Genomic DNA, 16,471 nt, shown 5'->3' with positions numbered 1-16,471 from the left:
ATTTCCCTACAATGCGTCTTGATCAGTTTCTCCAGTGCGAATACGCACCACTTTCTCTAAATTACTAACAAAAATTTTGCCATCCCCTACTTTACCCGTATTGGCAACATTAGTAATGGTTTGAATAACTTCCTCCAACTTTGACGCTGGAATTGCAATCTCTAATTTAACCTTAGGCAAAAAATCCACCTGATACTCTGCACCACGATACAGCTCCGTATGCCCTTTTTGACGACCAAAGCCTTTAACCTCTGTTACCGTGATACCAGATACACCTGCCTCTGACAAGGCCTCCCTCACATCATCCAACTGATGTGGTCTAAGAATTGCAGTTATAAATTTCATATCTATCCTGTTTACATATTAATATAAAAAGTCATTATACAAAAATTGCCAAACTAAATTTATCAATTTTACAAAAAATCAATGCATCAATACAAAGCCATTGAGTGGCAAAGCCTTTTTTAAAAAACATTAAAAAATAAGTGGGCAACTATAAGTGGGCAACTAGGCAACTAGTGGGCAACTATAAAATCTAAAATCTCTAAAAAACCAATACCTAATTTTATAAAAACTTTCTAGGGATAACTTTACACAATGTATATTATTCCCCCCCATTTTTTCAAGGTATCATTATAATATTAAACATTACAACCAAAGGACAACCCCATGCCAGGGCAAACAAAATACTTCATCAGCAACACCAACGGCTTCTTCGTCAACTGGTATTCCGATATCACCGGACTTGAATCTCACGGACAAGCATTAAAAGTATCTGGCAATAGTGGAGACGATGCCGTCTATGTAGGACAAGGCACCAAAGTCGATGCAACAGGGCTTACTTCAACAGGTGGCAATGATTCAATTTATTTAACCGGCACTTTTAACAACTACGAACAAACACTAGATGGCAATACCTACACCTTCAAAAGAACGGTTACTATTAACGATACTGAATACCAAGAAGAAGTCTCCTTCACAGCCTCTAATGGCGACAGGGTTTATTTTGCAAATGGTTTTTTTAAGATTGATATAGCAGGCAATGATGGGCTATCAAATGCAGGCGTTTTTCAGAAAATTAAATCCACTGATATTAACTCCAGTTCAAGCACACCCACCGACCCTTTAACCAGTCAACCCGCCATTGACAAAGGTGGTGCTACTAAAGTATTTATTTCTGATAACAACGGTGAGCACATTACCCCTGGTGTCAAAGGCTCAGTATTTAAGATATCTGGCAATAGTGGCGATGACACAGTTTATGTTGCCAAAGGCACCAAAGTCGATGCAACAGGACTTACCTCAACAGGTGGTAGTGATTCAATTTATTTAACCGGCACTTTTAACAACTACGAACAAACACTAGATGGCAATACCTACACCTTCAAAAGAACGGTTAATATTAACGGTACTGAATACCAAGAAGAAGTCTCCTTCACAGCCTCTAATGGCGATAGGGTTTATTTTGCAGATGGTTTTTTTAAGATTGATATAACAGGCAATGATGGGCTATCAAATGCAGGCGTTTTTCAGAAAATTAAATCCACTGATATTGACAACAGCGAGTCAACTCCAGGTTTGGGGATTGGTTTAAGTATTACTGATGACAAGTCCGACACCGCTAAAGTTGGTGAAGTTATTACCTATACCTTTACTTTTGATGAAGCAGTTACAGATTTTGATATAAATGATATTACAGTTACAGGCGGTACAAAAGGTACTTTTGCCTCTGTTAATGGTAGTGAAAGTGTCTATACTTTAGAACTAACCCCTCCTGCAAACAGCAAAGGCATAATAAGCCTTACAGTAGCCGTTGATGCTGCTACTTCTAAAGTTAACACAGCACTAAAATCAGTTGCTGCCAGCAATAATCAAAGTTTTGATACTCAAGCCCCAACTTTGATTATCAGCGATGACAAGGCTGATACTTTAACCCTTAAAACTGGCGATACAATCACCTATACCTTTACCTTTAGTGAAGCAGTAACAGGTTTTGATAAAAGCGTTATCAACATCAGCAATGGTGCTATTAAGACAGGTACTGATTTAATTGCCAGCACAACACCTGCTGATGCAGGTAAAGTCTATACCTTGACCGTTGTACCTAGCAGTGACCTAGATGTAGGTTCTAACTTAACAGTGTCAGTGTCTGCTAATCCTGCAATTACAGACAGTGCGGGCAATGCTTACAGCACAACAGCAGCAAATAACGAGCAAGCAATTGACACCAAAGCCCCAGTAGCAACACTCAGTGGCAATATGGCACCTAATGAAAACTTAACGATGACCTTTTTAGAGGCAGTTACAATAAACACAGCAGGCAGTATTGTCATTTATGATAAAGCCAACCCTAGCACCCTTATTACTATTGATATAGCCAACCAAGTTAGCCTTGATAGCACCAAAAAAATTATCACTATTAATCCAGGTAGTGATTTAATAGTCAATAAGAATTACTATGTCAAAATTGATGCAGGCACTTTTAAAGATACTGCAGGTAATAATTATGAGGGTATTGACAGCAATAGTGGTTGGGGCTTTCTGGTCTCTTCATTCACCACCACAGCACAATGGGTAGATGCAAGCGGTAACTCTGTTAGCGACAATGGTATCAATGCCAGTGAATCTAGCACACTTGCCATTCAAGGCACATTAACAAATTCTGGCGGTGCAGCAGGCGTTGTTATCAGTGCTATTACATTTAAAGCAGCCAGTGGAACAGCCAATGACAAAGTTGTAGATACCAGTAACCTACCCACTTTTGCCTCTGCCGATGGTACCGAATGGACATTAGCCAATAATAAAATACCGACTTTAGTCAGTGGTGAGACCTATACGATTGAGATAAATTTATCTTCAGCAGGTGGTGGTACAAGTACAGGTGGTAACGCTACCCCTGTTCTAATTGACACCATAGCCCCAACCATAACAGACTGGGCAGTCAATTCACCAACAGATGGACAATCAGGCTTTAAAGTAGGTGATGTTATTGAGCTAACCATGACAACCAATGAAGCACTCTCGTTAAGCAATGCTACCAGTAGCAAAGTAACCATTGACGGTAAGGAATTTACACTAAATACCAGCAAAGGTGCCGCCAAAGCAGGGGCATCAGCAGATGAGTTAAAACAATTATTCTTTACCTACACTGTCAAAGTCGATGATAGCGTTAGTAAAGCAGATTTTGAGATTACCAATGCAAGTGCAATTGCCTTAACAGGAGTAACCGATGCAGCAGGTAATATGGTTGCCACCACAGGCACTTATCCTATTGAATTAGACCGTAATGTTGATGGTGTTGTACCAACTATTGGAGACATTACACTAAATTGGGGAGATATTTTAAACGCTATTGAAGACAACAGCAATGGCACTGTAACAGTTGCTACAACTGGTGTAGAAAACAATCAAGAAGTCTCACTAGTTATTAACCAAAAAACTTATACAGGTACTGTTACCAACAATAGTGCAACCATTACTGTTGCAGCCACAGATTTACAAGCATTAACCCATGGACAAACTTACAGCTATAAAGTCAATATAAAAGATACTGCTGGTAACCCAGCGATAGAGAAAATAGGTGATTTTAAAGTTGATACGGTTGTGCCAACCTTGACCATTACCGATAATGAAGACGCTACAACCAAAGCAGGTGAAGAAATCATCTTTACCTTTGCCTTTAACGAGGCAGTAACAGAGTTTACCAAAGATGACATTGTTATTACTAATGGCGCTATTAAAAATGGTGCTGATTTAGTATTGGTTACCACAGGTGTTAATGCCAATAAAGCCTATACCTTAATTGTTGTGCCTAATACAGATACCGAAGGCAATTTAGAAGTTAGCGTTGCTGCTGATAAATTTGTAGATATTGCTGGCAATAGAAATACGGTTGCAGCGAGTGATACTCAGGTTATTGATACCCTTGCGCCAAATGCACTCACTGCAACAGCAACACTTATTTCAAATACAGATTCTGATATCACAGTAACAAGCACAGATTCTAGTGTGGGTTATTTGGTTCACAACTCATTGTCTGGCGATGCGATTAATACAGCTGCTAAACTTGAAGCTTTAGTAACTAGCAATAAAGTCAATGTAGTAAGGGGATTAGGTGATAATAGCGCTCATAATTTTAACCCGAATGGATTAATAGAGGGTACTTATAATTGGTATTTGGTTGATCAAGCAGGAAATATTTCAGCTGAATCTAATGATGTGGTAATGGACAACACTGCCCCAATCCTAACAACACAAGCTTCGGCCGAATTGGGTGAAACCTCAGACCTGATGCTTGATTTTAATGAAGACATTCAAGCAGGTAGTACAGGTAGTATTGTTATTAAAGGTAGTGATGATGGAGTAATAGCAACCATTAATATTACTGAGACAACTAAATTCAGCATTGCTGGCGATAAACTCACCATTGATGTGTCAGCATTAGGTTTAACTGATAATAAATTAACCCAAGGCAGTTACTATATCACCATGGATGCAGGCACAGTAACTGACATAGCGGGTAACGATGCTGCTGCCATTACTAAAGATACTAACCAATGGGTATTTGCAACCAAAGCATTTTCTACCACAATCGCTTGGATAGGTGCCGATGATAACTACATTAATGATAGTGAAAAAGACGCAACCGCACTCTCAGGCAAAGTAACTGGAATAGGTACTTTAACGATTACCAAAATTGAGTTTTTTGAAGGTAGTAATACAGTAGGCACAGCAATAACTTCAGGATTACCAGCTGTTGCAGCTGACGGCACTTGGGCACTCGCACATTCTGCTATGCCATCTGAATTAGCCGATGGAAAAACCTACACGGCTGTAGTAACGCTTAGTGATGGCACCAATTCAACAATTAGCACTAGCACAGCAGTAACTTATGACACCATTAACCCAACCCCAATCACGACCAATCCATGGACTCTAAGCAATATTCCAGCAGGACAATCTGCTTTTAAGGTAGGGGATGTTATCAGCCTAACACTGACAATGAGTGAGACCTTGAAACTTAATAACACCACAGGCTCTAAAGTGGTCATTGCAGGCAAAGACTTTGTTTTGGATAAAACTGCCTCTACAACTGCAGGTGATAAGAAACTGGTGTTTAAATATAGTGTTCAAGCTGGAGATAGCATTGCCGCTACAGACTTTGATATTGACAACCCAACAAGCGATATTACGCTAAATAATATAACAGATGTCGCAGGTAATGTACCAGTATTTACCGCTGATAGAGTAGTGTTGACCAAGACTAAGCTTGAGTATATTGAAAAAACAGGTTCGGGCAATAATCCTTTTAATGGCATTGATGTGGGGAAATTTTCCGCACCAACCCTAGCCGATATTGACGGCGATGGCGACCTGGATTTGGTGGTGGGTAAGAATGTTGACCTTAAATACTATCAAAATACAAGCTCTACTTCTAACCCTGCTTATGAAGTAAAAACTGGAGATAGTAATCCTTTTAATGGCATTGATGTGGGATATTCTTCCAAACCAACCCTAGCCGATATTGACGGCGATGGCGACCTGGATTTGGTGGTGGGTGAGTATAATGGCACCCTTAAATACTATCAAAACACAGGCACTACTTCTAACCCTGCTTATGAAGCAAAAACTGGAGATGACAATCCTTTTAATGGCATTAATGCGGGATATTCTTCCTCACCAATCCTAGTCGATATTGACGGCGATGGCGACCTAGATTTGGTGATGGGTGAAGGTAATGGCACCCTTAAATACTATCAAAACACAGGCACTACTTCTAACCCTGCTTATGAAACAAAAACTGGAGGTAGCAATCCTTTTAATGGCATTGATGTGGGGGATTTTGCTACGCCAACCCTAGCCGATATTGACGGCGATGGCGACCTAGATTTGGTGGTGGGTGAGAGGTATGGCACCCTTAAATACTATCAAAATATAGGCACTACTTCTAACCCTGCTTATGAAGTAAAAACTGGAGACAGCAATCCTTTTGATGGCATTGATGTGGGGATTTATTCCGCACCAAACTTGGCCGATATTGACGGCGATGGCGACCTAGATTTGGTGGTGGGTAAGTATGATGGCACCCTTAAATATTACTACAATCAACAACCTTCTTCTGTAGATGGACAAGCCCCAACTCTAACAACACAAGCTAGCGTTATCTTAGAGGAAGCCTCAGATTTAGTGCTTGACTTTAGTGAAAATATTAAAGCAGGTACGGGCAGTATTCTCATCAAGAATAGTAGCGATGTAACAGTAGCAACGATTAATATCGCTAGTGATACAAATAAATTTAGCATTACCAATGATAAACTTACTATTGATGTATCAGCATTAGGTTTAACCAATAATAAACTTACCGTAGGCAGTTACTATTTAGAAATGAACTCTGGTGCTATAACGGATATGTCAGGCAACGATGCACTGGGTATTGCTAAAAACAGCAACCAATGGGCATTTGAAATCATCGTCCTTACTACCGACATTGTTTGGGCAGGTGCCGATGATAATTACATTAATAATAACGAGAAAGATGCAACCACACTCTCAGGCACAGTAGCGGGAGCAGGTACCTTATCTATTACTAAGATTGAATTTTTTGAAGGCAGTAATTCAGTAGCCACAGTTTCAAGTTTGCCAACCATTGCGGATGATAAAACTTGGACACTGGCACATGCCAATATGCCAACTGTACTAGTTGATGGAAAAACCTACACGGCTGTAGTAACGCTTAGTGATGGCACCAATTCAACAATTAGCACTAGCACAGCAGTAACTTATGACACCATTAACCCAACTCCAACGGCTACTAACTCATGGACTCTAAGCAATATTCCAGCCGGACAATCTGCTTTTAAGACAGGCGATGTTATCAGCCTAACACTGACAATGAGCGAGACCTTGAAACTTAATAACACCACAGACTCTAAAGTGGTCATTGCAGGCAAAGACTTTGTTTTGGATAAAACTGCCTCTACAACTGCAGGTGATAAGAAACTGGTGTTTAAATATAGCGTTCAAGCTGGGGATAACATTGCCGCTACAGACTTTGATATTGACAATCCAACAAGCGATATTACGCTAAATAATATAACAGATGTCGCAGGTAATGCACCAGTATTTACCGCTGATAGAGTAGTGTTGACCAAGATTAAGCTTGAGTATATTGAAAAAACAGGTTCGGGCAATAATCCTTTTGAGGGTATTGATGTGGGGAATACTTCTGCGCCAACCCTGGCTGATATTGACGGCGATGGCGACCTAGATTTAGTGGTGGGTGAGGAGAATCACACCCTTAAATACTATCAAAATACAGGCACTACTTCTAACCCTGCTTATGAAGCAAAAACTGGAGGTAGCAATCTTTTTAATGGCATTGATGTGGGGGGTTTTGCTACGCCAACCCTAGCCGATATTGACGGCGATGGCGACCTAGATTTGGTGGTGGGTGAGAATAATGGCACCCTTAAATACTATCAAAACACAGGCACTACTTCTAACCCTGCTTATGAAGCAAAAACTGGAGATGACAATCCTTTTAATGGCATTAATGCAGGATATTCTTCCTCACCAATCCTAGTCGATATTGACGGCGATGGCGACCTAGATTTGGTGATGGGTGAGGCTTATGGCACCCTTAAATACTATCAAAATACAGGCACTACTTCTAACCCTGCTTATGAAGCAAAAACTGGAGATGACAATCCTTTTAATAGCATTGATGTGGGGGATTCTTCCAAACCAACCCTAGCCGATATTGATGGCGATGGCGACCTAGATTTGGTGGTGGGTGAGTTTAATGGCACCCTTAAATACTATCAAAATACAGGCACTACTTCTAACCCTGCTTATGAAGCAAAAACTGGAGATGACAATCCTTTTAATGGCATTGATGTGGGGCGTTATTCCGCACCAGTCCTAGCCGATATTGATGGCGATGGCGACCTAGATTTGGTGGTGGGTGAGCAGAATGGCACCCTTAAATATTATTACAATCAACAACCTTCTTCTGTAGATGGACAAGCGCCAACTCTAACAACACAAGCCAGCGTTATCTTAGAGACCTCAGATTTAGTGCTTGACTTTAGTGAAAATATTAAAGCAGGTACGGGCAATATTCTCATCAAGAATAGTAGCGATGTAACAGTAGCAACTATTAATATCGCTAGTGATACAAATAAATTTAGCATTACCAATGATAAACTTACTATTGATGTATCAGCATTAGGTTTAACCAATAATAAACTTACCGCAGGCAGTTACTATTTAGAAATGAACCCTGGTGCTGTAACGGATATGTCAGGCAACGATGCACTGGGTATTGCTAAAAACAGCAACCAATGGGCATTTGAAACCATCGTCCTTACTACCGACATTGTTTGGGCAGGTGCCGATGATAATTACATTAATAATAACGAGAAAGATGCAACCACACTTTCAGGCACAGTAGCGAGAGCAGGTACCTTATCTATTACTAAGATTGAATTTTTTGAAGGCAGTAATTCAGTAGCCACAGTTTCAAGTTTGCCAACCATTGCGGATGATAAAACTTGGACACTGGCACATGCCAATATGCCAACTGCACTAGTCGGTGGAAAAACCTACACGGCTGTAGTAACGCTTAGTAATGGCACCAATTCAGCAATTAGCACTAGCACAGCAGTAACTTATGACATCATTAACCCAACCCCAATCACGACCAATCCATGGACTCTAAGCGATATTCCAGCAGGACAATCTGCTTTTAAGGCAGGCGATGTTATCAGCCTAACACTGACAATGAGCGAGACCTTGAAACTTAATAACACCACAGGCTCTAAAGTGGTCATTGCAAGCAAAGACTTTGTTTTGGATAAAACTGCCTCTACAACTGCAGGTGATAAGAAACTGGTGTTTAAATATAGCGTTCAAGCCGGAGATAGCATTGCCGCTACAGACTTTGATATTGACAACCCAACAAGCGATATTACGCTAAATAATATAACAGATGTCGCAGGTAATGCACCAGTATTTACCGCTGATAGAGTAGTGTTGGCTAAGACTAAGCTTGAGTATATTGAAAAAATAGGTTTGGGTAATAATCCTTTTGAGGGTATTGATGTGGGGAATGCTTCTGCGCCAACCCTGGCTGATATTGACGGCGATGGCGACCTAGATTTGGTGATGGGTAAGAATGATGGCACCCTTAAATACTATCAAAACACAAGCACTACTTCTAACCCTGCTTATGAAGTAAAAACTGGAGATAGCAATCCTTTTAATAGCATTGATGTGGGGGATTATTCCAGACCAACCCTAGCCGATATTGACGGCGATGGCGACCTAGATTTGGTGATGGGTGAGTTTTATGGCACCCTTAAATACTATCAAAACACAGGCACTACTTCTAACCCTGCTTATGAAGTAAAAACTGGAGATAGCAATCCTTTTAATAGCATTGATGTGGGGGATTATTCCAGACCAACCCTAGCCGATATTGACGGCGATGGCGACCTAGATTTGGTGATGGGTGAGGCTTATGGCACCCTTAAATACTATCAAAATACAGGCACTACTTCTAACCCTGCTTATGAAGTAAAAACTGGAGGTAGCAATCCTTTTAATAGCATTGATGTGGGGGATTTTTCCGCACCAACCCTAGTCGATATTGACGGCGATGGCGACCTGGATTTGGTGGTGGGTAAGAATGATGGCACCCTTAAATACTATCAAAATACAGGCACTACTTCTAACCCTGCTTATGAAGCAAAAACTGGAGACAGCAATCCTTTTGATGGCATTGATGCGGGGGATTATTCCTCACCAACCCTAGCCGATATTGATGGTGATGGCGACCTAGATTTGGTGGTGGGTAAGTATGATGGCAACCTTAAATACTACTACAATCAACAACCTGCTTCTGTAGATGGACAAGCTCAACAACCTTTGTCTGTAGATGAACAAGTTCCAACCTTTACAGAAAAAACCAGCGATACCAATGTCTTAGGCGAGCCTTCAAATCTAGTAATTGAGTTTTCTGAAAACATCAAAACAAATGGTGGCATTGTTGAAATCTGGAATAGCGCAGAAAAAGTTGCAACTATTAGCATTACTAATGCTAATATTAGCGACACAACACTCACTCTTAACCCAAGTAACTTAACTTCGGGCGTTTATTACATCAAAATGGCATCAGGCGTTATAACTGACACCTCGGGTAATGACTTTGCAGGTATTGATAATACCTCAGGTAAAACTTGGGCATTTGCATATAATTTTTATATCGGCACCGATAACGCCGATACTATAACGGGCAGTGCAGGTGACGATACTATAAATGGTGGTGCAGGCAACGATACTATAAATGGCGGTGCAGGCAGTGATATTTTTGTTTATGCAAGTACAGATAATGGCGAAGACACCATAACTGGCTTCATATTTGGTGCTGGTGGTGATAAATTAGATTTAAAAGATTTTATTACCGCTAGTGGTAACCAAGCGACACTTTTTGCTAATATTGATAAATATATTACAGTGTCAGATACTGGCACTGCAGGTAGTGCCAAACTAACGATTGATGCTGATGGCACGGTTACAGATGATGTTGCTGATTTGGTTATCAATCTACAGGGGGTTTCTGGTATTGGTGGCTCCTCTACTCCCGACACAGTTGCATTAGGGCACTTTATAACTGATAATCTTATTCTTGTATAAAGAGACCTTTGCATAAAGTAAGACACCCATAAAAACAAAAACCCGCCTTATTAAAGCGGGTTTTTTTATGGAAAAATATCAACCAAAAATTTAAAAATTTAAAAACTTGAACTTAGAGAGACCTTTGCATAAATATGAATAATCATCAAAACGCCATCTTTCATCAAATTACAAACTTTTTAAAAACACCCTTAGCCCTGCTAGGAGTGGATTTAAAAAATTTCCAATTTAATAAAATCTGTCATTTTGCTAATCATCCCTATTTATGCAAAGGCCTCTTAGAGGAATAAGTAAATTATGTATAATAATAATCAGTTATAACACCCAAAGGACAGCCCCATGCCAGGACAAACAAAATACTTCATCAGCAACACCAACGGCTTCTTCGTCAACTGGTATTCCGATATCACCGGAGTTGAATCTCACGGACAAGCATTAAAAGCATCTGGTAATAGTGGAGACGATGCCGTCTATGTAGGACAAGGCACCAAAGTCGATGCAACAGGGCTTACTTCAACAGGTGGCAATGATTCAATTTATTTAACCGGCACTTTTAACAACTACGAACAAACACTAGATGGCAATACCTACACCTTCAAAAGAACGGTTACTATTAACGATACTGAATACCAAGAAGAAGTCTCCTTCACAGCCTCTAATGGCGACAGGGTTTATTTTGCAAATGGTTTTTTTAAGATTGATATAGCAGGCAATGATGGGCTATCAAATGCAGGCGTTTTTCAGAAAATTAAATCCACTGATATTAACTCCAGTTCAAGCACACCCACCGACCCTTTAACCAGTCAACCCGCCATTGACAAAGGTGGTGCTACTAAAGTATTTATTTCTGATAACAACGGTGAGCACATTACCCCTGGTGTCAAAGGCTCAGTATTTAAGATATCTGGCAATAGTGGCAATGACACAGTCTATGTTGCCCAAGGCACCAAAGTTGATGCAACAGGACTCACCTCAACAGGTGGTAACGATGTTGTTTATTTAACCGGCACTTTTAACAACTACGAACAAACACTAGATGGCATTACCTACACCTTCAAAAGAACGGTTACTATTGGCGATACCGATTACCAAGAAGAAGTCTCCTTCACAGCCTCTAATGGCGATAGGGTTTATTTTGCAGATGGTTTTGTTAAGATTGATATAACAGGCGATGATGGGCTATCAGAAGCAGGTGCTTTTAAGAGAATTATATCCACTGATATTGACGGTAGTGAGTCAACTCCAGGTTTGGGGATTGGTTTAAGTATTACTGATGATTTAGCAGAAACAAGCATCATTAACAAGGCAAAGGTAGGCACAGATATTACCTATACTTTTACTTTTAAAGATGATGTTACTGGTTTTGATAAAACTGATATTGAAGTGACAGGTGGAACAAAAGGTGCTTTCAGTGGCAGTGGTAGTGTTTATTCGTTAGTAGTCAGAGTGACAGATAACTCAACAACTGACTTATTTGTTGGTGTGGCAAAAGATGCGGCAATTGGAGGAAGTATTGGCACAGAATACGCTAGTAATAGTCATAAAGTTGATACCGTTGTACCCAGCAAACCCATAAGTTTAGATTTAGCCACAGAGGACGATTCAGGCACAAGTAATAGTGACAACCTAACTAATAAAACCTCAAACCTCACCATCACAGGCAGTGCAGAAGTCGGTGCTACTATAAGATTATACAATGGTACCAACACAACAGCCATAGGCTCTGAAATAGTAAAGGCTAATGGCACATTCTCTATTGATATCAGTTTAACCCAAAGCACAACCCCACACAGCATTACCGCAAGAGCAACAGATGTTGCGGGTAATGAAAGTTTGGTTTCTGATGCTTTGGCGATTACTGTGGATACTACTACTGCTACTCTCACCGCACAAGCAATGAGCGTTATCTTGGGTGAAGACTCTAACCTAGTAATTGACTTTAGTGAAAACATCAAAGCCGGCACAGGCAATATTGTCATTCATAAAGCCAGCGACAATACCATTGTAGAAACCATTGCTATTGACAATAGTAAAATTAGCATTGCTAACGATAAACTTACTATTAATCCTACTGCTGATTTAACTGAAGGCACTTATTACATCAAAATGGCATCTGGCGTAATCACCGATATGGCAGGCAATGCCTTTGCAGGTATCACTAATTTAGGTGCTGACACCACTTGGGCATTTGCAACCAAAGCACTTTTTACCACAATCGCTTGGATAGGTGCCGATGATAACTACATTAATAATAACGAGAAAGATGCAACCACACTCTCAGGCACAGTAGCGGGAGCAGGTACCTTATCTATTACTAAGATTGAGTTTTTTGAAGGTAGTAATACAGTAGGCACAGCAATAACTTCAGGATTACCAGCTGTTGCAGCTGACGGCACCTGGACACTCGCACATTCTGCTATGCCATCTGAATTAGCCGATGGAAAAACCTACACGGCTGCAGTAACGCTTAGTGATGGCACCAATTCAACAACTATCACTAGCACAGCAGTAACTTATGACACCATTAACCCAACCCCAATCACGACCAATCCATGGACTTTAAGCGATATTCCAGCAGGACAATCTGCTTTTAAGGTAGGGGATGTTATCGGCCTAACACTGACAATGAGCGAGACCTTGAAACTTAATAACACCACAGGCTCTAAAGTGGTCATTGCAGGCAAAGACTTTGTTTTGGATAAAACTGCCTCTACAACTGCAGGTGATAAGAAACTGGTGTTTAAATATAGTGTTCAAGCTGGAGATAGCATTGCCGCTACAGACCTTTATATTGACAACCCAACAAGCGATATTACGCTAAATAATATAACAGATGTCGCAGGTAATGCACCAGTATTTACCGCTGATAGAGTGGTGTTGACCAAGACTAAGCTTGAGTATATTGAAAAAATAGGTTTGGGTAATAATCCTTTTGAGGGTATTGATGTGGGGGAGATTTCTGCACCAACCCTGGCCGATATTGACGGCGATGGTGATCTAGATTTGGTGGTGGGTAAGGATGATGGCACCCTTAAATACTATCAAAATACAGGCACTACTTCTAACCCTGCTTATGAAGCAAAAACTGGAGGTGATAATCCTTTTAATGGCATTGATGTGGGAGGTTATTCCACGCCAACCCTAGCCGATATTGACGGTGATGGCGACCTGGATTTGGTGGTGGGTAAAGGTAATGGCACCCTTAAATACTATCAAAACACAGGCACTACTTCTAACCCTGCTTATGAAGTAAAAACTGGAGATGACAATCCTTTTAATGGCATTGATGTGGAAAATGCTGCCTCACCAACCCTAGCCGATATTGACGGTGATGGCGACCTGGATTTGGTGTTGGGTAAGAATGATGGCACTCTTAAATACTATCAAAATACAGGCACTACTTCTAACCCTGCTTATGAAGTAAAAACTGGAGATAGCAATCCTTTTAATGGCATTGATGTGGGGTATTTTTCCAAACCAACCCTAGCCGATATTGACGGTGATGGCGACCTAGATTTGGTGGTGGGTGAGGATGATGGCACCCTTAAATACTATCAAAATACAGGAACTACTTCTAACCCTGCTTATGAAGCAAAAACTGGAGGTAGCAATCCTTTTAATAGCATTGATGTGGGAGTTTTTCCTACACCAAACTTGGCTGATATTGATGGTGATGGCGACCTAGATTTGGTGGTGGGTGAGCAGAATGGCACCCTTAAATACTACTACAATCAACAACCTGCTTCTGTAGATGGACAAGCCCCAACTCCAACGGCTACTAACTCATGGACTCTAAGCAATATTCCAGCAGGACAATCTGCTTTTAAGGCAGGCGATGTTATCAGCCTAACACTGACAATGAGTGAGACCTTGAAACTTAATAACACCACAGGCTCTAAAGTGGTCATTGCAGGCAAAGACTTTGTTTTGGATAAAACTGCCTCTACAACTGCAGGTGATAAGAAACTGGTGTTTAAATATAGCGTTCAAGCTGGAGATAGCATTGCCGCTACAGACTTTGATATTGACAACCCAACAAGCGATATTACGCTAAATAATATAACAGATGTCGCAGGTAATGCACCAGTATTTACCGCTGATAGAGTAGTGTTGGCTAAGACTAAGCTTGAGTATATTGAAAAAACAGGTTCGGGCAATAATCCTTTTGAGGGTATTGATGTGGGGGATTTTTCCAAACCAACCCTAGCCGATATTGACGGCGATGGCGACCTGGATTTGGTGGTGGGTGAGGGTGCTGGCACCCTTAAATACTATCAAAACACAGGCACTACTTCTAACCCTGCTTATGAAGCAAAAACTGGAGGCAATAATCCTTTTAATGGTATTGATGTGGGATATTCTTCCTCACCAACCCTAGCCGATATTGACGGCGATGGCGACCTAGATTTGGTGGTGGGTGAGAGTAATGGCACACTTAAATACTATCAAAACACAGGCACTACTTCTAACCCTGCTTATACAGCAAAAACTGGAGGTAGCAACCCTTTTAATGGCATTGATGCGGGAGATTCTCCCTCACCAACCCTAGTCGATATTGACGGCGATGGCGACCTATATTTGATGATGGGCGAGGCTTATGGCACCCTTAAATACTATCAAAATACAGGCACTACTTCTAACCCTGCTTATGAAGTAAAAACTGGAGATAGTAATCCTTTTAATGGCATTGATGTGGGGGATTTTTCCGCACCAACCCTAGCCGATATTGACGGCGATGGCGACCTAGATTTGGTGGTGGGTAAGGATGATGGCACCCTTAAATACTATCAAAATACAGGCACTACTTCTAACCCTGCTTATGAAGCAAAAATTGGAGATGACAATCCTTTTAATGGCATTGATGTGGGGGATTATTCCTCACCAACCCTAGCCGATATTGACGGCGATGGTGACCTAGATTTGGTGGTGGGTAAGAATGATGGCACCCTTAAATACTACTACAATCAACAACCTGCTTCTGTAGATGGACAAGCTCAACGACCTCTGTCTGTAGATGAACAAGTTCCAACCTTTACAGAAAAAACCAGCGATACCAATGTCTTAGGCGAGCCTTCAAATCTAGTAATTGAGTTTTCTGAAAACATCAAAACAAATGGTGGCATTGTTGAAATCTGGAATAGCGCAGAAAAAGTTGCAACTATTAGCATTACTAATGCTAATATTAGCGACACAACACTCACTCTTAACCCAAGTAATTTAACTTCAGGTGTTTATTACATCAAAATGGCATCAGGCGTTATAACTGACACCTCGGGTAATGACTTTGCAGGTATTGATAATACCTCAGGTAAAACTTGGGCATTTGCATATAATTTTTATATCGGCACCGATAACGCCGATACTATAACGGGTAGTGCAGGTGACGATACTATAAATGGTGGTGCAGGCAACGATACTATAAATGGCGGTGCAGGCAGTGATATTTTTGTTTATGCAAATACAGATAATGGCGAAGACACCATAACTGGCTTCATATTTGGTGCTGGTGGTGATAAATTAGATTTAAAAGATTTTATTACCGCTAGTGGTAACCAAGCGACACTTTTTGCCAATATTGATAAATATATTACAGTGTCAGATACTGGCACTGCAGGTAGTGCCAAACTAACGATTGATGCTGATGGCACGGTTACAGATGATGTTGCTGATTTGGTTATCAATCTACAAGGGGTTTCTGGTATTGGTGGCTCCTCTACTCCTGACACAGTTGCATTAGGGCACTTTATAACTGATAATCTTATTCTTGTATAAAGAG

General features: G+C 40.7%; 4 protein-coding genes. 3 read left to right on the top strand and 1 reads right to left on the bottom strand.

What is annotated here, in order from left to right; translation table 11 throughout:
• Positions 1–6: 6 nt before the first annotated feature.
• On the bottom strand, positions 7–345 hold the full coding sequence (locus tag AB8525_RS08930; protein WP_369151070.1) for a P-II family nitrogen regulator: 339 nt from the start codon (positions 343–345) through the stop codon (positions 7–9).
• Between the two features lie 324 nt (positions 346–669).
• Between AB8525_RS08930 and AB8525_RS08925 the strand changes: the two genes are divergently transcribed.
• The 3 genes from AB8525_RS08925 (at position 670) to AB8525_RS08915 (ending at position 16,467) form a co-directional block, all read left to right on the top strand.
• Positions 670–10,695, top strand: a complete 10,026-nt coding sequence (locus AB8525_RS08925) for an FG-GAP-like repeat-containing protein (RefSeq protein ID WP_369177471.1) — start codon at positions 670–672, stop codon at positions 10,693–10,695.
• A 134-nt stretch (positions 10,696–10,829) separates the two neighbouring features.
• Positions 10,830–10,985: a hypothetical protein gene (locus AB8525_RS08920; RefSeq protein WP_369151063.1), complete on the top strand. Its 156-nt coding sequence runs from the start codon at positions 10,830–10,832 to the stop codon at positions 10,983–10,985.
• Between the two features lie 49 nt (positions 10,986–11,034).
• The gene (locus AB8525_RS08915; RefSeq protein ID WP_369177469.1) at positions 11,035–16,467 is read left to right on the top strand and encodes a beta strand repeat-containing protein; all 5,433 of its coding nucleotides are present in this window, start codon (positions 11,035–11,037) and stop codon (positions 16,465–16,467) included.
• The last annotated feature ends 4 nt before the right edge of the window (positions 16,468–16,471 follow it).

This window comes from Candidatus Thiodubiliella endoseptemdiera (assembly GCF_964212635.1).
Taxonomy (GTDB): domain Bacteria; phylum Pseudomonadota; class Gammaproteobacteria; order PS1; family Pseudothioglobaceae; genus Thiodubiliella; species Thiodubiliella endoseptemdiera.
This window is presented reverse-complemented; position numbering and strand designations above follow the sequence as displayed.